Source organism: Rhodococcus sp. OK302 (assembly GCF_002245895.1).
GTDB lineage: Bacteria > Actinomycetota > Actinomycetes > Mycobacteriales > Mycobacteriaceae > Rhodococcus_F.
The window spans coordinates 2,717,380-2,735,041 of sequence record NZ_NPJZ01000001.1 but is presented as its reverse complement, the minus strand read 5'-3'; the positions used below and the strand labels follow the sequence as shown (position 1 = coordinate 2,735,041).

Here is a 17,662-nt window from a genome sequence, read left to right as displayed (position 1 = left end):
CAAGCGAATCACTCTCGCCGCCAACACTTGTCGAGCATCAGCTCCGAATTACTCCGGTCGAAGTGTCAAGATTCTCGGACCGTCTTCGGTGACGGCAACCGTGTGCTCCCAATGAGCAGCACGTGAACCGTCAGCCGTAACCACAGTCCAGTCGTCGTCGAGAATCACCGTATCCGTTGTTCCCAACGTCAGCATCGGTTCGATCGCCAAGCAGGAACCGATCACCAACTCAGGCCCCTTACCTGGGGACCCTTCGTTGGCGAGGAACGGATCCATATGCATCTCGCGCCCGATACCGTGCCCGCCGTAGCCGTCGACAATTCCGTAGGAACGGCCGTGCAACTTCTCAGCTGCACGCGTGCCCAGTTCGATTGCGTGCGACACGTCCGTGAGTCGGTTGCCGGCGATCATCGCGGCAATACCGGCATCCATCGACAACCGCGTTGCTTCACTCAACTGTTCGTCAGCTTCGCTCAGCTTGCCGACGCCGAAGGTCCACGCCGAGTCACCATGCCAGCCGTCGAGAATTGCGCCACAGTCGATAGACACCAGATCGCCTTCGGCCAGGATGTCCCCGGCCGTCGGAATTCCGTGAACGACGCGATCGTTGACCGACGAACAAATCGAACCGGTAAAACCGTGGTACCCGAGGAACGACGGAACTGCGCCGGCGTCGCGAATCACAGATTCTGCTACCGCATCCAGTTCGAGGGTGCTGACACCGGGCTTTGCCGCAGCGCGTACCGCTACCAATGCCGAACCCACGATCGCGCCGGCCGCAGCCATTGCATCGAGTTCGCCCGCGGAGCGGAACGGAACAACCTTGCGTTTACGCCCGAAGACCATTACTTGGCCAACGCTGCCAGTGCGCGTGCATTGACTTCTTCGACCTCGCCGATGGCGTCAACGGAGACGACGCTGTCTTTGTAGTAGTCGAACAGCGGTGACGTCTCGTCGCGGTACACCCGAAGTCGGTTACGGATGACATCTTCGGTGTCGTCTGCACGACCGCGGGCGAGCATGCGCTCAACTACGACATCTTCGTCGACCACGAAGGACAGAACGCCGTCGAGCTTGGCGTCGAGATCCTTCAAGATGCCTTCGAGTGCCTCAGCCTGCTCGACCGAACGCGGGAATCCGTCGAGCAGGAAACCGTTTGCGGCGTCCGGTTCGGACACGCGAGCCTTCACCATGTCGTTCGTGATCGAGCTGGGAACGAGTTCGCCGGCATCGATGTACTTCTTTGCTTCCACGCCGAGAGCGGTGGCCTGGCCGATATTCGCGCGGAACAGATCACCCGTGGAGATGTGGGGAACTCCGAACTTCTCGGACAGGATCGCGGCCTGGGTGCCCTTGCCGGCACCGGGAGGACCAAGGAGGACAAGTCTCACTTGAGGAACCCTTCATAGTTACGCTGCATTAGCTGACTCTCGATCTGCTTGACCGTGTCGAGGCCGACGCTGACCATAATCAGCACCGCGGTGCCACCGAACGGCAGGTTCTGCGCGCCACCACCACTCCCCATATCGAGGAACAGGTTGGGCAGAACAGCAATGGTGCCAAGGTAAATCGCACCTGGCAGGGTGATGCGACTCAGCACGTAGTTGAGGTAGTCCGCAGTCGGCTGACCCGGACGAATACCTGGAATAAATCCGCCGAACTTCTTCATCTCGTCGGCACGCTCTTCAGGATTGAAGGTGATGGCGACGTAGAAGTAGGTGAAGAACACGATCAACCCGAAGTAGATCAGGATGTACACCGGGTTTGCCGGGTTGACCAGGTAGGTGTTGATAATCCGCTGCCACCAGCTGGGATCGACGGCCGTGCTCGCCGAGGTCAGCTGCGCGATCAGGTTCGGCAGATACAGCAGCGACGACGCGAAGATCACGGGGATGACGCCGGCCTGGTTGACCTTGAGAGGCAGGTAGGTCGAAGACCCGCCATACATCTTACGGCCGACCATGCGCTTTGCGTACTGCACCGGGATACGACGCTGACCCTGCTCGACGAAGACGACGCCGGCAATGATCAGGAGTGCCGCGAAGCAGACCAAGGCGAATACGAGACCGCCACGACTGCTGAGGATGGAACTACCCTCACCCGGAATTCGCGAAGCGATACCGGCGAAGATCAGGAGCGACATGCCGTTGCCGACGCCGCGTTCGGTGATGATTTCACCGAACCACATGACGAGGGCTGCACCGGCAGTCATGACCAGCACAATGATGATCAGACCGAAAATAGACTTGTCCGCGATGATGTCATCGCAACCCTGGAGTAGCTGGCCCCTAGCTGCGAGCGCAACGATGCCCGTCGACTGGAGCACTGCCAAGGCGATGGACAGATAACGCGTGTACTGCGTCATCTTGGCCTGGCCGGACTGACCCTCCTTGCGGAGTTCCTCGAACTTGGGAATGACCACGGTCAGCAACTGCACGATGATGCTCGCCGTGATGTACGGCATGATGCCGATGGCAAATACCGATAGCTGCAGTAGCGCGCCACCGGAGAACAGGTTGATCAGCGAGTAGATACCCGCTGAATCACCTGAATTGGCGATGTCGATGCAGGTTTGCACACGGGCGTAGTCCACACCAGGTGATGGCAGAACTGCGCCGACCCGATACAGGGCAACGAGGCCGAGGGTGAAAAGGATCTTCCGCCTCAGGTCGGGGGTCCTGAGGGCCGAAACGAAGGCGGAAAGCAAAGATCCTCCTGGCACGACGGTAGGGAGACAGACCGGTTGATCTGCCGAATTTCAGAACTCTAACAGCCACAAATGGGAACTAAGCGGGCAGACCACGAAAAATGGGTAAGCCGAAGATACAACCAACCGTTCGGACCCCTTCGGGAGGGGCACCTTCACAGGAAAATCCAGCATAGATGCCGATGGCCACAGCACAGCAAATGCTGCGCTGTGGCCATCGAACTAGCTATGCGCGATCACTTACAGCTCGGTGGTGGTACCACCGGCAGCAGCGATCTTTTCCTTGGCAGAGCCGGTGAACTTGTTGACGGTCACCTGAATGGCAACTGTCAGTTCGCCGTCGCCCAGAACCTTGACGAGCTGGTTCTTGCGGACTGCGCCCTTGGCAACGAGATCCTCGACCGTGATTGCTCCACCTTCGGGGAACAGCAGGGCGATGTCGCCGACATTGACGACCTGGTACTCGGTGCGGAAGGGGTTCTTGAAGCCCTTGAGCTTGGGCAGACGCATGTGAAGCGGCATCTGTCCACCCTCGAAGCCCACGCGCACGGTGTTACGTGCCTTGGTGCCCTTGGTGCCGCGGCCTGCGGTCTTACCGCGCTTGCCACCTTCACCACGACCAACACGAATCTTGTTGGACTTGGATCCGGGTGCGGGGCGCAGGTGATGCAGTTTGATGGTCATGGTTAGACCTCCTCAACTGTTACGAGGTGGCGCACCACGTTGATCAGACCGCGGTTCTGTGCGTTGTCCTCACGAACAACGGTCTGACGGATGCCTTTGAGACCGAGCGTGCGCAGAGAATCCTTCTGGTTCTGCTTGGTCCCGATGATGCTCTTGATCTGAGTGACCTTGAGATCTGCCATTACTTCACACTCCCAGCAGCCTGTGCGCGAGCGCGCAGCATGCCGGCGGGTGCAACCTCTTCGAGGGTCAAGCCACGGCGAGCCGCAACTTCCTCGGGACGCTGCAGACCCTTGAGCGCAGCAACGGTCGCGTGAACGACGTTGATGGCGTTGTCACTACCGAGCGACTTGGACAGGATGTCCGCGATTCCAGCGCACTCCAGTACGGCACGCACCGCGCCACCGGCGATAACGCCGGTACCGGGGCTTGCCGGGCGGAGCATGACGATACCGGCAGCAGCCTCACCCTGAACGGGGTGAGTAATGGTGTTGCCGATCATCGGGACGCGGAAGAAGCTCTTGCGAGCCTCCTCGACACCCTTCTGGATGGCCGCGGGAACTTCCTTGGCCTTTCCGTAGCCGACGCCGACGAGTCCGTTGCCGTCTCCGACGATCACGAGTGCGGTGAAGCTGAAGCGACGACCACCCTTGACGACCTTGGAGACGCGGTTGATCGTGACAACGCGCTCGATGAACTGCGACTTCTCCGCAGCGTTTCCGCCACGTCCACCGTCGCGACGGTCACGGCCGCCTCCGCGGTTGTCCCCACGAGCGTTGGCATTGTCACCGCTGTTGGGGCCATTCTGTCCGGCGGGTCCGCTTCCGCCGTCACGCCTTTGACGTCCCGGCATCAGGCTGTCCTTCCGTAGAAAATGTTAGTCATCAGAACTTCAACCCGCCTTCGCGAGCCGCGTCTGCCAAAGCCGCGATGCGACCGTGGTAGCCGTGTCCGCCGTGGTCGAAGACAACTGCTTCGACGCCGGCAGCCTTGGCGCGCTCGGCGATCAGCTGACCGACCTTCGCGCTCGCAGCCTTCTTGTCGCCTTCGGCCACTCGCACGTCGGCTTCGATCGTCGACGCGGAAGCCAACGTGTGGCCTGCCAGGTCGTCGATGAGCTGAACGTGGATGTGGCGCGAGGACCGGTTGACGACCAAACGGGGACGCTCGGGCGTGCCGGACACCTTCTTGCGGAGACGGAAGTGACGACGCGTCTTCGAGAGACGACGCTTGGTGGACGCATCCTTGCCCAGCGGAACCCGCTTGGCTTTCTGGTTTGCAGTCTGGCTCATATCACTTACCCGTCTTTCCGACCTTGCGGCGGATCTGCTCACCCTCGTAACGCACGCCCTTACCCTTGTACGGGTCCGGACGACGGAGACGACGGATGTTGGCCGAGATCTGCCCGACCTTCTGCTTGTCGATGCCGGACACCGAGAACCGGGTGGGCGACTCGACGACGAAGGTGATGCCTTCGGGAGCCTCGATCGGGACCGGGTGGCTGTAGCCGAGCGCGAACTCGAGGTCCTTGCCCTTCAGTGCCACACGGTAACCGACACCGTGGATCTCCATCTTCTTGGTGTAACCCTCGGTAACACCGGTGATGATGTTCGCAACAAGGGTCCGCGACAGGCCGTGCAGCGCACGGCTGCGACGCTCGTCGTCGGGGCGAGTGACGCTCAGGGAGCCGTCCTCAGCCTTGGCGATCTCGATGGGCTCGGCGATTGTCAGTGCCAGGGTGCCCTTGGGCCCCTTGACTGTGACGTCCTGGCCGGCGATCGTAACGTCGACGCCCGCGGGGACGTTGACCGGAATCTTTCCAATACGCGACATTGTGGTGGCCTCCCTTACCAGACGTAGGCGAGGACTTCCCCGCCTACTCCTTGATTGGCCGCCTGGCGATCGGTGAGCAGGCCGGTGGACGTGGAGATGATCGCCACGCCTAGGCCGCCCAGAACCTTGGGCAGGTTGGTGGACTTCGCGTAAACCCGGAGACCGGGCTTGGAGACGCGTCGCACGCCGGCAAGGCTGCGCTCACGGCTCGGGCCGTACTTCAGATCGACAATGAGGGTCTTGCCCACAGTTGCGTCTTCGGTACGGAAGTCGGAGATGTAGCCCTCGCGCTTGAGGATCTCGGCAATGTTCGCCTTGATCTTCGAGTGGGGAAGCTTCACCTCATCGTGGTACGCCGTATTGGCGTTGCGCAGACGCGTCAAAAAGTCTGCGATGGGGTCAGTCATGGTCATATCTCGACCTCGACACCTTTCTCGCTGTGGTTCCCATACAACACCGGACGAGTCCGGCCGTGGGCCTCCAGCAATTCGGCTGGGCCGCCCAACTTGTGTCGGACGACGTAAGTTACCGCACCGAGCTGATCGCAAGCATGCGACAGCCACGGCAACCGCTCTAGTGTACGGAACAAAGCTGTTCTATCCAAACCGGGGTCACAGTGTGTAGTGATCCGACGGCCGCTCGGGAGCTCGACAGCTCCAGCGGCAGGCAGTGCAGAACGCAATGAAACGCCGAATGGGCGTGGGTTCCAAAGGAACCCACGCCCATTCAGAAGCGTGACGAAACGAAACCCGAAGGTCTCAGATCACCAGGAGCTCTTGCGAACTCCGGGCAGCTCGCCTGCGTGCGCCATCTCGCGCAAGCAGATACGGCACAGGCCGAACTTGCGGAACACAGCGTGCGGGCGACCGCAACGCTGGCAGCGAGTGTAAGCGCGAACCGCGAACTTCGGCTTCTTGTTGGCCTTGTTGACCAATGCCTTCTTAGCCATGCGCTCAGTTCTCCTTGAACGGGAAGCCGAGGTGCTTGAGCAGTGCACGGCCTTCCTCGTTGTTGGTTGCGGTGGTCACTACGGTGATGTCCATGCCACGGGGGCGATCGATCTTGTCCACGTCGATCTCGTGGAACATCGACTGCTCGTTGAGGCCGAACGTGTAGTTGCCGTTGCCGTCGAACTGGTTGCCCGACAGGCCGCGGAAGTCGCGGATACGGGGCAGCGCCGCGGACACGAGGCGGTCCAGGAACTCCCACATGCGGTCGCCACGGAGGGTGACGCGAGCGCCGATCGGCATGCCTTCGCGGAGCTTGAACTGCGCGATGGACTTACGAGCCTTACGGATCTCAGGCTTCTGGCCTGTGATCAGCGACAGGTCGTGGACAGCGCCGTTGATCAGCTTGGCGTCACGGGCAGCGTCGCCGACGCCCATGTTGACGACAACCTTGACGACACCGGGGATCTGCATGACGTTGGCGTACTGGAACTCGCTGTTAAGCGCGTCCTTGATCTCAGCCCGGTAGCGTGCCTTGAGACGCGGCAGGGCCTTGTTTTCGGTGGAGGTCATGTCAGATGTCCTTCCCGTTCTTCCGGGAAACCCGAACGCGCTTGCCGGACTCTTCATCGGTGCGGTAGCCCACGCGAGTGGGGTTTCCGTCCGAGTCGACGACTGCAACGTTGGAAACGTGGATCGGGGCTTCCTGCGTAACGATGCCGCCGGAGGATGCTCCGCGCTCGTTCGCGGAAACCGCGGTGTGCTTCTTGATGCGGTTTACGCCTTCGACGAGGACCTTGCTGGTCGCGGGGTAGGCCTGAATGACCTTGCCCTTTGCGCCCTTGTCCTTGCCGGCGATGACCAGAACTGTGTCACCCTTGTGCACCTTCATTACAGCACCTCCGGGGCGAGCGAAACGATCTTCATGAACTTCTTCTCGCGCAGCTCACGGCCGACGGGTCCGAAGATACGAGTTCCACGGGGATCGCTGTCAGCCTTGATGAGCACTGCTGCGTTCTCGTCGAACTTGATGTAGGAACCGTCCGGACGACGGCGCTCCTTCGTGGTGCGAACGATGACGGCCTTGACGACCTCACCCTTCTTGATATTTCCGCCCGGGATGGCGTCTTTGACGGTGGCGACGATAACGTCGCCGATCCCGGCGTAGCGACGTGACGAACCGCCGAGAACGCGGATGCAAAGGATTTCCTTGGCACCCGTGTTATCAGCGACGCGAACTCGCGACTCCTGCTGAATCACTTGATCTCCCTAGACCTGGAATTTCGTACGCAACGGATTACCGACCCGATGCGCGCGGTCATTGTTGCTACCTGCGTCGTGTCTGAGCTGCAGTCCCACCGAAGTTCATCGGCAGGACGATCACTGCAAGCACCGGTCGAGCTGCGCACGTGAAGACACAACTCTGCCACAGGCAACCGTTCTATTGTAGGGAACACTCCCCCGATTACCAAATCAACGTGGGTAAACGCAAACCTGGCAGGTAACACCGGGATGTCCATTCGAAGCCGAATGGCCCACTCCCCCAAAGGGGAAGCGGGCCATTCGGTGGTTCTCGATCAGCTCGAGATCAACGATCAGGCTTACTTGGCCTTTTCGAGGACCTCGACCAGACGCCAGTGCTTCGTCGCAGACAGCGGACGGGTTTCCATCAGCTGAACGCGGTCGCCGACGCCGGCAACGCCGTTCTCGTCATGCGCCTTCACCTTGGATGTACGGCGGATGATCTTGCCGTACAGCTTGTGCTTGACGCGGTCCTCGAGCTCGACCACGATCGTCTTTTCCATCTTGTCGGAAACTACGTATCCGACACGGACCTTACGGCTCGCGCGCTCTTCTGTGCTCACTGCTTTTTCCTCACTCATGCCGCGTCACCTGCATCCGGACCCGTGGCGAGTCCGAGCTCACGCTCACGCAGGACGGTGTAGACGCGCGCAATCTCGTGACGAACGGTGCGCAGTCGTCGGTTGTTGTCCATCTGGCCGGTAGCCATCTGGAAACGAAGGTTGAAAAGCTCTTCCTTCGCCTCACGGAGCCGGGTGACCAGCTCGTCTTCACTGAGCTCGCGGAGCTCTGCTGCTGGGGTTCCAGTAGCCATCAGAACTGCTCCTCTCTGGACACGATCCGGCACTTGCACGGGAGCTTGTGCATCGCGCGAAGCAGAGCCTCGCGTGCAATCTCCTCGTTGGGGTATGTCATCTCGAACAGCACGCGTCCGGGCTTGACGTTGGCAATCCACCACTCGGGCGAACCCTTACCGGAACCCATGCGGGTTTCGGCCGGCTTCTTCGTGAGCGGGCGATCCGGGAAAATATTGATCCAGATCTTGCCACCACGCTTGATGTGCCGGGTCATTGCGATACGAGCGGACTCGATCTGACGGTTGGTGATGTATGCAGGCTCGAGAGCCTGGATACCCCACTCGCCGAAGGTGACCTTGGTGCCGCCCTTGGCCGCACCCGAACGGCTCGGGTGGTGCTGCTTGCGGTGCTTGACCCGCCTTGGGATCAACATGCGTCAGCCCTCCTGATTCTGTTCAGTTGCGGGAGCATCGGCGGTTGCGGTCGCTGCGCGACCGGCCTCGGTGCTCGTCGCAGTGGTGCCGGTGGCACCGGAACGACGGGGACGGCTCGGACGCTCACGACGCGGGCGATCCCCGGCCGGTGCGGCCGTGTTGGCGGCGAGCTCACGCTTGCCACCGACGATGTCGCCCTTGTAGATCCAAACCTTGACGCCAATGCGACCGAAGGTCGTCTTGGCCTCGTAGAGGCCGTAGTCGATGTCCGCACGAAGCGTGTGCAGCGGCACACGGCCTTCGCGGTAGAACTCCGACCGGGACATCTCGGCGCCGCCGAGACGTCCGGAGCACTGAACGCGGATTCCCTTGACGTTCGGCTGACGCATGGCCGACTGAATGGCCTTGCGCATTGCACGACGGAAAGCAACGCGGTTCGAGAGCTGCTCGGCCACACCCTGTGCGACGAGCTGCGCTTCGGCATCTGCGTTCTTGACCTCGAGGATGTTCAGCTGAACCTGCTTGCCGGTCATCTTTTCGAGCTCGGAACGAATGCGATCGGCTTCGGCGCCGCGGCGGCCGATGACGATTCCGGGACGTGCCGTGTGGATGTCCACGCGAACACGGTCACGGGTGCGCTCGATCTCGACCTTTGCGATACCCGCGCGCTCCATGCCGGTGGCGAGGAGCTTGCGGATTGCAACGTCTTCCTTGACGTATTCCGCGTACTGCTTATCTGCGTACCAGCGAGACTTCCAGTCGGTGGTGATGCCGAGGCGGAAGCCGTGCGGGTTGATTTTCTGGCCCACTACTGAGCACTTCCCTTCCGGCGATTACGGGTCGATGTTCCGGACTTCGGCAGGCTCTCCACGATCACGGTGATGTGACTGGTGCGCTTGCGAATACGGAACGCACGTCCCTGTGCACGCGGCTGGAACCGCTTGAGGGTCGCGCCCTCGTCCACGAACGCCGTAGCAACGACAAGCGTGCTCGGGTCGAGACCGAGGTTGTTCTGGGCGTTGGCTGCTGCGGAGGCGATCACCTTGGCGACCGGCTCGCTCGCTGCCTGCGGCGCGAACTTGAGGATGTTCAGGGCGTCTTCAACCGAGCGCCCGCGGACCAGGTCCACAACGCGACGTGCCTTCATCGGCGTAGCGCGCACGTGGCGTGCTACTGCCTTGGCAGTCGGGTTGGCGGTTTCGGTGTTGCTCATCGCCTCTTCGCCTTCCGATCATCCTTGATGTGACCCTTGAACGTACGGGTCGGTGCAAACTCTCCGAGCTTGTGTCCGACCATGGAGTCGGAAACGAACACGGGGACATGCTTACGGCCGTCATGAACCGCAAACGTGTGGCCGATGAAGTCCGGGATGATTGTCGAACGACGGGACCAGGTCTTGATGACCTGCTTGGTTCCCTTTTCGTTCTGTACATCCACCTTCGCGAGGAGGTGGTCATCGACGAACGGGCCCTTCTTAAGGCTGCGTGGCATCCTTCACTCCCTCCTAGCGCTTGTTCTTGCCGGTGCGGCGGCGACGGACGATCATCTTGTCGCTTGCCTTGTTCTTGCGGGTACGGCCTTCCGGCTTACCCCACGGGCTGACCGGGTGGCGTCCACCTGAGGTCTTGCCCTCGCCGCCACCATGCGGGTGGTCGACCGGGTTCATCACGACACCACGAACGGTCGGGCGCTTGCCCTTCCAACGCATACGGCCGGCCTTGCCCCAGTTGATGTTCGACTGCTCGGCATTGCCGACCTCGCCGACGGATGCGCGGCAGCGCACGTCGACGCGGCGGATTTCACCGGAAGGCATACGCAGCGTGGCGTAGGCGCCTTCCTTGCCCAGCAGCTGGATGCTGGCACCTGCGGAACGGGCCATCTTGGCACCGCCGCCGGGACGCAGTTCCACACCGTGGATGGTGGTACCTGTCGGGATGTTGCGCAGCGGCAGGTTGTTGCCCGGCTTGATGTCGGCGCCTGCACCGGACTCGATCGGTGAACCCTGCACCAGGCCCTTAGGGGCGATGATGTAGCGCTTCTCACCGTCTGCGTAATGCAGGAGTGCGATGTTTGCTGTGCGGTTGGGGTCGTACTCGATGTGAGCGACCTTGGCCGGGATTCCGTCCTTGTCGTTGCGACGGAAATCGATCAGTCGGTAGGCACGCTTGTGTCCGCCACCCTTGTGACGGGTGGTGATACGACCGTGTGCGTTACGTCCACCACGACCGTGCAGCGGGCGAACCAGCGACTTCTCGGGGGTCGACCGAGTGATCTCGGCGAAGTCCGAAACGCTCGAGCCACGACGGCCCGGTGTTGTCGGCTTGTACTTACGGATTGCCATGAGTCTTCTCGTCCTCTATGTCTCGTCAAGTCCCGGCGCTTACGCGACCGGTCCTCCGAAGATCTCGATGGGCTTGCTGTCGGCGGCGAGGGTCACGAGAGCGCGCTTGGTGTTCTTGCGCTTTCCGTAACCGAACTTCGTCCGCTTGCGCTTGCCCTGACGGTTGGCGGTGTTGACGCTGGTCACAGTGACACCGAAGACCTTTTCGACGGCAATCTTGATCTGCGTCTTGTTCGAGTCCGGGTGCACCAGGAAGGTGTAGGTGCCTTCCTCGATAAGTCCGTAGGACTTCTCGGAGATGACCGGTGCCAGCAGGATGTCGCGGGGGTCAGCGATGGTCGTCACTTGGCCTCCTCCTTGTTGTCTTCCTGGGCGGTCTCGGCGGGCCCGTGGATGAACGCGTTGAGCGCCTCGACGCTGAACACGACGTCATCCGCATTGAGCACGTCGTAGGTGTTGAGCTGGTCGGGTGCAATGGGATGCACGCCTTCCAGGTTCTGCACGCTCTTCCATGCTGCAATGTCCTGGCGACCCACGACGAGCAGCAGCTTCTTACGATCCGAGATCTCGCCGAGGAACGCCTGAGCGCCCTTGGTCGAAGGCGTCTGCCCTGCAACCAGTTCGGTGATCACGTGGATGCGCTCGTTGCGTGCGCGGTCAGAGAGAGCCCCGCGCAGAGCGGCGGCAATCATCTTCTTGGGGGTGCGCTGGCTGTAGTCACGCGGCTTCGGGCCGTGAACGACACCGCCGCCGACGAACTGAGGAGCGCGAGTCGAGCCCTGGCGTGCGCGGCCGGTGCCCTTCTGGCGGTACGGCTTCTTGCCACCACCGCGGACTTCACCGCGGGACTTGGTGGAGTGGGTTCCCTGACGTGCAGCTGCAAGCTGCGCGACAACAACCTGGTGAAGAAGCGCGATGTTGGCCGGCGCGTCGAACATCGCAGCGGGGAGATCAACGGTGCCGTTGGTCTTGCCGCCGGCAACCTTGACGTCCAGGGTCAACTTGGTCTCGGTGCTGGTCATGCCCGTGCACCACCCTTCACTGCGCTCTTGACGATCACGAGGCCACCCTTGCGGCCCGGGATCGCACCCTTGATCAGCAGCAGACCGTTCTCGACGTCCACCTTGTGGACCGAGAGGTTCTGCGTCGTGATGCGGTCGTTACCCATGCGTCCAGCCATCCGCGTGCCCCTGAAGACACGACCGGGGGTTGCACAGGCACCGATGGAGCCCGGGCGGCGGTGAACAGCCTGGGTACCGTGCGATGCACCCTGTCCTTTGAAGCCGTGACGCTTCATGACGCCGGCGTAGCCCTTGCCCTTGCTGGTTCCGGTGACGTCGACGAATGCGCCGTCCTCGAAAACCTCGGCGGTGAGCTCCTGGCCGACCTCGTAGCCGGAGGCATCCGCAATGCGGAGCTCGACGACGTGGCGACGCGGGGTCACACCTGCCTTGGCGAACTGACCGGAAACCGGCTTGTTCACCCTGCGCGGGTCGATTGCGCCGAACGCGAGCTGCACAGCGGTGTAGCCGTCACGCTCTTCGGTACGAATCTGGGTTACGACGTTCGGCCCAGCCTTCACGACGGTGACCGGGACAACCCGGTTGTTCTCGTCGAAGACCTGGGTCATGCCGAGCTTGGTGCCCAGGATTCCCTTGATCTTGGTATCAGTCATTGTTTTTGTCTCCGCCGTCACTGAATGTTCACGTCGACACTGGCCGGAAGGTCGATACGCATAAGCGCGTCAACCGTCTTCGGCGTCGGGTCGAGAATGTCGATCAGCCGCTTATGAGTACGCATCTCGAAGTGCTCGCGCGAGTCCTTGTACTTGTGCGGCGAGCGGATGACGCAATATACGTTCTTCTCGGTCGGCAACGGCACAGGTCCAACGACGCGGGCACCCGTACGGGTTACCGTCTCGACGATCTTGCGCGCTGACGCGTCGATCGCCTCGTGGTCGTAGGCCTTGAGCCTGATGCGGATCTTTTGTCCCGCCACGCTTAGTGTCCTTTTCTTGCCGCGTTTCGTAGCCCACCTGGTCAGGCTCGAGCTACCTCGTCTGCACAGTCCTTGCCTGGACGATGACACGACGAACACTTAAGCGATCGGGACGTATCCAGATCCGCTGCCGCTGTTCGTTTGTCATTGTTCTCCGGTACACGCGGTCGGGCGTGTCGCTCTCTCACTCATCCTGCGCCGGACGATCTTTCGATCATCTGGCGCTTGATGTGTACCGGACGTGTTCGAATTCGAACACAAAGTAGGTACTGCTTCCGTCGTGCTTTTACATCTCGTCTTACTTGGTCACGATCATCGGCCTGATTCCCTGAAGGTCTCACACCGACTACTCGTGACGTCTCACCCTTGACTGTCCTCGGCCGCAAGCGACCGTGTCCCAGACAAGGCAACCCGACCAGTATGCCGCAGCCGGCCGGATTACTCAACTCCTCAGGCCTAGTCGAGTTACGTGATGCGCGCGACAGCGAACTTACTCGGCAGTAAGATGTTTGCATGACGACATCAAGCCCTACCTATCGCGGCTGGCAGAGACTCCCGGACAACTCCGTGGGGCATGCGCTTTTCTCCCTGGCCATGTCGGTTCGAGTCCCGTACTTCGCGTCGATACTCCCCCGCGTGACCAAGCTCGAACCGGGATTGTGCGAGGTTCGGGCGCCGAAGTGGTGGGGTGTACACAACCATCTGGGAACGTTTCACGCGATCGCAGCCTGCAATCTCGCGGAGGTTGCCATGGGAATGCTCAGTGAAGCAACGGTCCCCGACACTCACCGATGGATTCCGAAGTCGATGTCCGTCGAATATCTCGCCAAGGCCGAGACGAGCCTTCGCGCAGTGGCGCAACTCGACGCCCTGCCTGATTTCGATGCCATCACGACCGGCGCCGAACTGGTCGTACCGATTTCGATTTTCGACCGGGCCGGCAAGGAAGTTGTACATGCCCAGATCACCACGTGGGTCACAAAAAAGTAAACAAGAACCAAAATTGCTGAATGGCAAGCTGATTCACGCAATCGATATCCGATCGGAACGCGGGAGGCACGCTACTTCGAGAAGAATGTTGATTGTTTCGCGGCGCCATATTGGTGGAACACCTTCTCGAACGGCGATGTCCGGTCGGGGTACCGGTGTCCGGTGTCTGAGCGTGGTTCGGGCATCGGTCGGCGTCGCCTCCGACCGAGCACCAGCAGGAGGCACCGTGGATGACTTCCAGCCCTCGACCCGCCCTACCCAAGAGCATGCAGCCGAGTCAGATGACGCTCGGATCGACGATCTCGAACAGTTTCGCCGCGAACTCGACGCCATCGACGCCTCGCTGCTCGAGACGGTCCGCGAACGACTGCTGCTCTGCCAGCAGATCGGAGAGTGGAAACGGGTCAGCAACGTTCCGATGATGCAACCCGGGCGTGTGCACCTCGTGCAGGAACGGGCTCGACAATTCGCCCTTCGGCACGATCTGTCACCCGAGTTCTTCGAATCGTTGTACAAACTCCTGATCTCCGAGACTTGCCGACTCGAAGACCTGGTGATCGACGGCCAAGCCACAGAGGAGGAGACTGTTCGGGAATCCGTCGGCCCGAGATCAGGATCATCGTCATGAGTTCCCGCACGCTCCTCGTGGACAATTACGACTCGTTCACATACAACCTCTTCACACTTCTCACCAAGGTCAACGGCGTCGTACCCACCGTTGTCACCAACGACGCGGACTGGGACTCCCTCGACCTTGCCTCGTTCGACAACGTCGTGATCTCGCCAGGCCCAGGCCGGCCCGATCGGGAGCGTGACTTCGGAATCAGCCGAAGATTCATCGAGGAAGGTTCACTCCCCCTACTCGGGGTCTGCCTCGGACATCAAGGACTCTGCCAACTGTTCGGTGCCGACGTCGTGCTCGCACCGACGCCCATGCACGGCAGAATTTCGCTCGTCGACCACGACGGCACGGGAGTCTTTTCCGGATTGCCCTCACCGTTTCGTGCAGTCCGCTATCACTCGCTGACCGTCGAGAACCTCCCCGACGCCTTTGTCCGGACCGCTTGGACGTCGGACGGCTTGGTCATGGGCGTGCGGCATCGGACAAAGCCGATGTGGGGAGTTCAGTTCCACCCCGAATCGATCAGTACCGAATTCGGAGTCGAACTGCTGGCCAATTTCCGCGATCTCTCGATCGGGCGAACTCTCGAGTCCGTCATGCACCAGGCTCCGCTTGTGCACGCATCGAGCCTGCGCCCCGCGTCGTCCTACCGAGTCGACAGGGTTCGTCTTGATTTCGCGGTGGATCCTTCGGCTGCATATGCTGCCTTGTTCGCCGACGGCCCCAACGCGTATTGGCTGGATCGAGCTGCGACGTCGGAACCCGACACTCGGTTCACGATCATGGGTGACGCTTCCGGACCACTGGCCGAGTTCATCACGTACGACGTGGGCCCCGGAGTTGTCACAGTTGCCCGAAAGGGATTGCCGGAAGAGAACATTCATGTTCCCTTCTTCGACTATCTGGATGGGCAACTGGCCACACGGTTCATTCCGGCGGATCCGGAACTCGACTTCAATCTCGGATACGTCGGATATCTCGGATACGAGTTGAAAGCGCAGACCGGTGGCGTTTCGGCGCACTCCGCAGATACTCCCGACGCTGCATTCGTCTTTGCCGACCGCGCTGTTGTCATCGACCACACTGCCGGTCGGACACACGTTCTGCGTCTACGCGAGAACTCGTCGGCGGAAGACTGGAACAGCGGTGATCGGGACAGCTCAGCCGAGGACGACTGGCTCGCGCATACCGTCGATGTTCTGGCCGACATCGGTGCTGCAACCGGGGAGCGAATCCCTGTTCCTCTGATCAGTGAAACCGTCTGGACACAAGCACGTCTGCGTCATGACCGGAATCGATACCTGGCCCTGATCGAGGATGCACTCGAACAGATTCGCGTCGGCGAATCGTACGAGGTGTGCCTGACAAACATGGCCAGTGTCACCGAGACGATCGATCCCCGACGCACTTTCGAGTTCTTGCGCGGCATCAATCCGACCCCCTACAGCGCACTGCTCGATTTCACCGGAATCGCGGTGATCTCCGCCTCCCCGGAACGGTTTCTGCGCGTCGACTCCGAAGGCAACGTCGAGTCCAAACCCATCAAGGGCACACGACCTCGAGGCGTCACCCGAGCACGGGATGCGGCACTGCGACAGGACCTACTCGACAGCGAGAAGGACCGCGCCGAAAACCTGATGATCGTTGACCTCACGCGAAATGATCTTGCAAAAGTTTGCGTTCCCGGCAGTGTGCACGTTCCACGACTGTTCGGGATCGAATCGTATTCGTCGGTCCATCAGATGGTGTCGACCGTCCGTGGCTCACTGCGCGCAGAGTCGTCTGCTGTCGATTGCGTTCGGGCCGCATTTCCTGGCGGATCCATGACGGGAGCGCCGAAAGTACGAACCATGGAGATCATCGACCGTCTCGAATCCGGTCCTCGCGGAGTGTATTCCGGATCCATCGGATATTTTGCCCTCGGCGGCGCTGCTGATTTGTCGATCGTCATCCGCTCGTTGGTCGCTACGTCCAAAGGAGTCAGTTTCGGCATCGGCGGCGCCATAACTGCTTTGTCCGATGCCGAGGAAGAGTTCGACGAAACGACGGTCAAAGCGTCGACTTTGCTTCGTGCGCTCGACGTCGTTGCCAGTCACACCGACGAACTCGGCAGGTAGTGGTGATGTCGTCGGTTCGGTGTGACGAGGTGATCGTGGTCGGAGGTGCCGGAGCGGTCGGATCCATGTTTGTCGATCTCATGCGCCGAGACGGACGGTCTGTCACAATTCTCGATCCGGCGGACTCGGACAGCCCTCTCCGCGGCGATATCACCGGTCCGGACAATATCCTGCTCCGGGCCCTCACCTCAGCAGACATCGTCATCCTGGCCGTGCCAGAAAGTGTCGCACTCGCAGCCTTACCCACGCTTGTGCGAGTCGTTCGCACCGATGCGCTGATCGTCGACACGTTGTCGGTCAAGTCTCAAATGTCGGTTGCCGTCGAGAATTCGGGCCGAACGGGCGAATTCCTGGGGGTCAATCCGATGTTTCGGCCCTCACTCGGCCCCTCGGGACGACCGATTATCGCCGTTCCGTACGTGGGCGGTCCACGAGGTGCAGATTTTGTCGAAAATCTGCGTGCGTGGGGAGCAACGGTTTCCGTGATGAACCCGGATCGTCACGACCGACTGGCCGCGGCAACTCAAGCCTTGACCCACGCATCGGTGCTGGCTTTCGGCCTTGCGCTGGGAGAACTCGACGTGACCGCCGAAGAAGTCGCCGACGTCGAGACTCCCCCACACCGGACGCTTTCGGCTTTGCTGGCGCGAATCGTGAACGGCGAACCCGAGGTGTATTGGGACGTTCAATCGGGAAACCCCTATGCGGAGACTGCCCGCAAAGCCTTGATCACGGCATGCGTCCGACTGGACTCCGCAACCGGGGATCTGGAGAACTTCTCGGACGTGGTGAAATCTGCCGCGGAGGGACTCGGGACCCGATCAGAGGAGTTGGACACCCTGTGCCGGCAGGTCTTCGAGGAGATCGGCTCACGGAAGTAGGACAGATCG

At 61.0% G+C, this 17,662-nt stretch carries 28 protein-coding genes; 4 read left to right on the top strand and 24 right to left on the bottom strand.

Annotated elements, in window-relative coordinates; all coding sequences use genetic code 11:
• Positions 1 to 48: 48 nt before the first annotated feature.
• From map to rpsJ, 24 genes are all read right to left on the bottom strand, one after another.
• Positions 49 to 846, bottom strand: a complete 798-nt coding sequence (map, locus tag BDB13_RS12525) for a type I methionyl aminopeptidase (protein ID WP_094271922.1) — start codon at positions 844 to 846, stop codon at positions 49 to 51.
• Entirely contained in the window at positions 846 to 1,391 is a 546-nt protein-coding gene (locus tag BDB13_RS12520; protein WP_094271921.1) for an adenylate kinase, read from the bottom strand. The genes map and BDB13_RS12520 overlap by 1 nt, the downstream gene beginning before the upstream one ends.
• Positions 1,388 to 2,707 carry a preprotein translocase subunit SecY gene (gene secY, locus BDB13_RS12515; protein ID WP_094274877.1) on the bottom strand — a complete coding sequence of 440 codons (1,320 nt, stop codon included), beginning with the start codon at positions 2,705 to 2,707 and terminating at the stop codon, positions 1,388 to 1,390. Before secY ends, BDB13_RS12520 begins: the two co-directional genes overlap by 4 nt.
• 240 nt (positions 2,708 to 2,947) lie before the next feature.
• Entirely contained in the window at positions 2,948 to 3,391 is a 444-nt protein-coding gene (rplO, locus tag BDB13_RS12510; RefSeq protein WP_094271920.1) for a 50S ribosomal protein L15, read from the bottom strand.
• Between the two features lie 2 nt (positions 3,392 to 3,393).
• Complete coding sequence (gene rpmD / locus BDB13_RS12505; RefSeq protein WP_003940751.1) at positions 3,394 to 3,573, bottom strand: 50S ribosomal protein L30; 180 nt, start codon at positions 3,571 to 3,573, stop codon at positions 3,394 to 3,396.
• A complete protein-coding gene (rpsE, locus tag BDB13_RS12500; protein ID WP_094271919.1) occupies positions 3,573 to 4,244 on the bottom strand; it encodes a 30S ribosomal protein S5 in 672 nt (223 codons plus the stop codon). The genes rpmD and rpsE overlap by 1 nt, the downstream gene beginning before the upstream one ends.
• Before the next feature lie 31 nt (positions 4,245 to 4,275).
• Entirely contained in the window at positions 4,276 to 4,683 is a 408-nt protein-coding gene (gene rplR / locus BDB13_RS12495; RefSeq protein WP_094271918.1) for a 50S ribosomal protein L18, read from the bottom strand.
• 1 nt (position 4,684) lies between these two features.
• Positions 4,685 to 5,224: a 50S ribosomal protein L6 gene (gene rplF / locus BDB13_RS12490; RefSeq protein ID WP_094271917.1), complete on the bottom strand. Its 540-nt coding sequence runs from the start codon at positions 5,222 to 5,224 to the stop codon at positions 4,685 to 4,687.
• Positions 5,225 to 5,238: 14 nt separating this feature from the next.
• On the bottom strand, positions 5,239 to 5,637 hold the full coding sequence (gene rpsH, locus BDB13_RS12485; protein ID WP_094271916.1) for a 30S ribosomal protein S8: 399 nt from the start codon (positions 5,635 to 5,637) through the stop codon (positions 5,239 to 5,241).
• 350 nt (positions 5,638 to 5,987) lie between these two features.
• On the bottom strand, positions 5,988 to 6,173 hold the full coding sequence (locus BDB13_RS12480) for a type Z 30S ribosomal protein S14 (protein WP_033231372.1): 186 nt from the start codon (positions 6,171 to 6,173) through the stop codon (positions 5,988 to 5,990).
• 4 nt (positions 6,174 to 6,177) lie between these two features.
• A complete protein-coding gene (rplE, locus tag BDB13_RS12475; RefSeq protein ID WP_094271915.1) occupies positions 6,178 to 6,744 on the bottom strand; it encodes a 50S ribosomal protein L5 in 567 nt (188 codons plus the stop codon).
• A 1-nt stretch (position 6,745) separates the two neighbouring features.
• Positions 6,746 to 7,063, bottom strand: a complete 318-nt coding sequence (rplX, locus tag BDB13_RS12470) for a 50S ribosomal protein L24 (protein ID WP_094271914.1) — start codon at positions 7,061 to 7,063, stop codon at positions 6,746 to 6,748.
• Entirely contained in the window at positions 7,063 to 7,431 is a 369-nt protein-coding gene (gene rplN / locus BDB13_RS12465; RefSeq protein ID WP_003940951.1) for a 50S ribosomal protein L14, read from the bottom strand. Before rplN ends, rplX begins: the two co-directional genes overlap by 1 nt.
• 341 nt (positions 7,432 to 7,772) lie before the next feature.
• Positions 7,773 to 8,054, bottom strand: a complete 282-nt coding sequence (gene rpsQ, locus BDB13_RS12460; RefSeq protein WP_094271913.1) for a 30S ribosomal protein S17 — start codon at positions 8,052 to 8,054, stop codon at positions 7,773 to 7,775.
• Positions 8,051 to 8,287 carry a 50S ribosomal protein L29 gene (gene rpmC, locus BDB13_RS12455; RefSeq protein WP_094271912.1) on the bottom strand — a complete coding sequence of 79 codons (237 nt, stop codon included), beginning with the start codon at positions 8,285 to 8,287 and terminating at the stop codon, positions 8,051 to 8,053. The genes rpsQ and rpmC overlap by 4 nt, the downstream gene beginning before the upstream one ends.
• A complete protein-coding gene (rplP, locus tag BDB13_RS12450) occupies positions 8,287 to 8,703 on the bottom strand; it encodes a 50S ribosomal protein L16 (RefSeq protein WP_094271911.1) in 417 nt (138 codons plus the stop codon). Before rplP ends, rpmC begins: the two co-directional genes overlap by 1 nt.
• A 3-nt stretch (positions 8,704 to 8,706) precedes the next feature.
• On the bottom strand, positions 8,707 to 9,513 hold the full coding sequence (gene rpsC, locus BDB13_RS12445; RefSeq protein WP_094271910.1) for a 30S ribosomal protein S3: 807 nt from the start codon (positions 9,511 to 9,513) through the stop codon (positions 8,707 to 8,709).
• Positions 9,513 to 9,917 (bottom strand): 50S ribosomal protein L22, encoded by a 405-nt coding sequence (gene rplV, locus BDB13_RS12440; protein WP_094271909.1) that lies wholly within the window; start codon positions 9,915 to 9,917, stop codon positions 9,513 to 9,515. The genes rpsC and rplV overlap by 1 nt, the downstream gene beginning before the upstream one ends.
• The gene (rpsS, locus tag BDB13_RS12435; RefSeq protein ID WP_003940820.1) at positions 9,914 to 10,195 is read right to left on the bottom strand and encodes a 30S ribosomal protein S19; all 282 of its coding nucleotides are present in this window, start codon (positions 10,193 to 10,195) and stop codon (positions 9,914 to 9,916) included. Before rpsS ends, rplV begins: the two co-directional genes overlap by 4 nt.
• 13 nt (positions 10,196 to 10,208) lie before the next feature.
• On the bottom strand, positions 10,209 to 11,045 hold the full coding sequence (rplB, locus tag BDB13_RS12430) for a 50S ribosomal protein L2 (RefSeq protein ID WP_094271908.1): 837 nt from the start codon (positions 11,043 to 11,045) through the stop codon (positions 10,209 to 10,211).
• Positions 11,046 to 11,084: 39 nt separating this feature from the next.
• Positions 11,085 to 11,390 (bottom strand): 50S ribosomal protein L23, encoded by a 306-nt coding sequence (gene rplW / locus BDB13_RS12425; RefSeq protein ID WP_033231379.1) that lies wholly within the window; start codon positions 11,388 to 11,390, stop codon positions 11,085 to 11,087.
• On the bottom strand, positions 11,387 to 12,067 hold the full coding sequence (gene rplD, locus BDB13_RS12420) for a 50S ribosomal protein L4 (RefSeq protein WP_094271907.1): 681 nt from the start codon (positions 12,065 to 12,067) through the stop codon (positions 11,387 to 11,389). Before rplD ends, rplW begins: the two co-directional genes overlap by 4 nt.
• A complete protein-coding gene (rplC, locus tag BDB13_RS12415; RefSeq protein WP_094274876.1) occupies positions 12,064 to 12,720 on the bottom strand; it encodes a 50S ribosomal protein L3 in 657 nt (218 codons plus the stop codon). The genes rplD and rplC overlap by 4 nt, the downstream gene beginning before the upstream one ends.
• 17 nt (positions 12,721 to 12,737) lie before the next feature.
• A complete protein-coding gene (gene rpsJ, locus BDB13_RS12410) occupies positions 12,738 to 13,043 on the bottom strand; it encodes a 30S ribosomal protein S10 (protein ID WP_003938093.1) in 306 nt (101 codons plus the stop codon).
• Positions 13,044 to 13,556: 513 nt separating this feature from the next.
• On the opposite strand from rpsJ, the gene BDB13_RS12405 reads away from it, so the two are divergent.
• From BDB13_RS12405 to BDB13_RS12390, 4 genes are all read left to right on the top strand, one after another.
• A complete protein-coding gene (locus BDB13_RS12405) occupies positions 13,557 to 14,033 on the top strand; it encodes a hotdog fold domain-containing protein (protein ID WP_094271906.1) in 477 nt (158 codons plus the stop codon).
• Positions 14,034 to 14,259: 226 nt separating this feature from the next.
• Positions 14,260 to 14,661 (top strand): chorismate mutase family protein, encoded by a 402-nt coding sequence (locus tag BDB13_RS12400; protein WP_254922798.1) that lies wholly within the window; start codon positions 14,260 to 14,262, stop codon positions 14,659 to 14,661.
• Positions 14,658 to 16,772 (top strand): aminodeoxychorismate synthase component I, encoded by a 2,115-nt coding sequence (gene pabB / locus BDB13_RS12395; RefSeq protein WP_094271904.1) that lies wholly within the window; start codon positions 14,658 to 14,660, stop codon positions 16,770 to 16,772. The genes BDB13_RS12400 and pabB overlap by 4 nt, the downstream gene beginning before the upstream one ends.
• A gap of 5 nt (positions 16,773 to 16,777) precedes the next feature.
• Positions 16,778 to 17,653 carry a prephenate dehydrogenase gene (locus BDB13_RS12390; RefSeq protein WP_094274875.1) on the top strand — a complete coding sequence of 292 codons (876 nt, stop codon included), beginning with the start codon at positions 16,778 to 16,780 and terminating at the stop codon, positions 17,651 to 17,653.
• Positions 17,654 to 17,662 lie beyond the last annotated feature (9 nt).

Bases quoted from the DNA above. Each gene is read 5' to 3' on its own strand.
- map (WP_094271922.1), bottom strand. From the start codon at position 846: ATGGTCTTCGGGCGTAAACGCAAGGTTGTTCCGTTCCGCTCCGCGGGC.
- rplO (WP_094271920.1), bottom strand. From the start codon at position 3,391: ATGACCATCAAACTGCATCACCTGCGCCCCGCACCCGGATCCAAGTCC.
- rpmD (WP_003940751.1), bottom strand. From the start codon at position 3,573: ATGGCAGATCTCAAGGTCACTCAGATCAAGAGCATCATCGGGACCAAG.
- rpsE (WP_094271919.1), bottom strand. From the start codon at position 4,244: ATGCCGGGACGTCAAAGGCGTGACGGCGGAAGCGGACCCGCCGGACAG.
- rplR (WP_094271918.1), bottom strand. From the start codon at position 4,683: ATGAGCCAGACTGCAAACCAGAAAGCCAAGCGGGTTCCGCTGGGCAAG.
- rplF (WP_094271917.1), bottom strand. From the start codon at position 5,224: ATGTCGCGTATTGGAAAGATTCCGGTCAACGTCCCCGCGGGCGTCGAC.
- rpsH (WP_094271916.1), bottom strand. From the start codon at position 5,637: ATGACCATGACTGACCCCATCGCAGACTTTTTGACGCGTCTGCGCAAC.
- BDB13_RS12480 (WP_033231372.1), bottom strand. From the start codon at position 6,173: ATGGCTAAGAAGGCATTGGTCAACAAGGCCAACAAGAAGCCGAAGTTC.
- rplE (WP_094271915.1), bottom strand. From the start codon at position 6,744: ATGACCTCCACCGAAAACAAGGCCCTGCCGCGTCTCAAGGCACGCTAC.
- rplX (WP_094271914.1), bottom strand. From the start codon at position 7,063: ATGAAGGTGCACAAGGGTGACACAGTTCTGGTCATCGCCGGCAAGGAC.
- rpsQ (WP_094271913.1), bottom strand. From the start codon at position 8,054: ATGAGTGAGGAAAAAGCAGTGAGCACAGAAGAGCGCGCGAGCCGTAAG.
- rpmC (WP_094271912.1), bottom strand. From the start codon at position 8,287: ATGGCTACTGGAACCCCAGCAGCAGAGCTCCGCGAGCTCAGTGAAGAC.
- rplP (WP_094271911.1), bottom strand. From the start codon at position 8,703: ATGTTGATCCCAAGGCGGGTCAAGCACCGCAAGCAGCACCACCCGAGC.
- rplV (WP_094271909.1), bottom strand. From the start codon at position 9,917: ATGAGCAACACCGAAACCGCCAACCCGACTGCCAAGGCAGTAGCACGC.
- rpsS (WP_003940820.1), bottom strand. From the start codon at position 10,195: ATGCCACGCAGCCTTAAGAAGGGCCCGTTCGTCGATGACCACCTCCTC.
- rplB (WP_094271908.1), bottom strand. From the start codon at position 11,045: ATGGCAATCCGTAAGTACAAGCCGACAACACCGGGCCGTCGTGGCTCG.
- rplD (WP_094271907.1), bottom strand. From the start codon at position 12,067: ATGACCAGCACCGAGACCAAGTTGACCCTGGACGTCAAGGTTGCCGGC.
- rplC (WP_094274876.1), bottom strand. From the start codon at position 12,720: ATGACTGATACCAAGATCAAGGGAATCCTGGGCACCAAGCTCGGCATG.
- BDB13_RS12405 (WP_094271906.1), top strand. From the start codon at position 13,557: ATGACGACATCAAGCCCTACCTATCGCGGCTGGCAGAGACTCCCGGAC.
- pabB (WP_094271904.1), top strand. From the start codon at position 14,658: ATGAGTTCCCGCACGCTCCTCGTGGACAATTACGACTCGTTCACATAC.
- BDB13_RS12390 (WP_094274875.1), top strand. From the start codon at position 16,778: ATGTCGTCGGTTCGGTGTGACGAGGTGATCGTGGTCGGAGGTGCCGGA.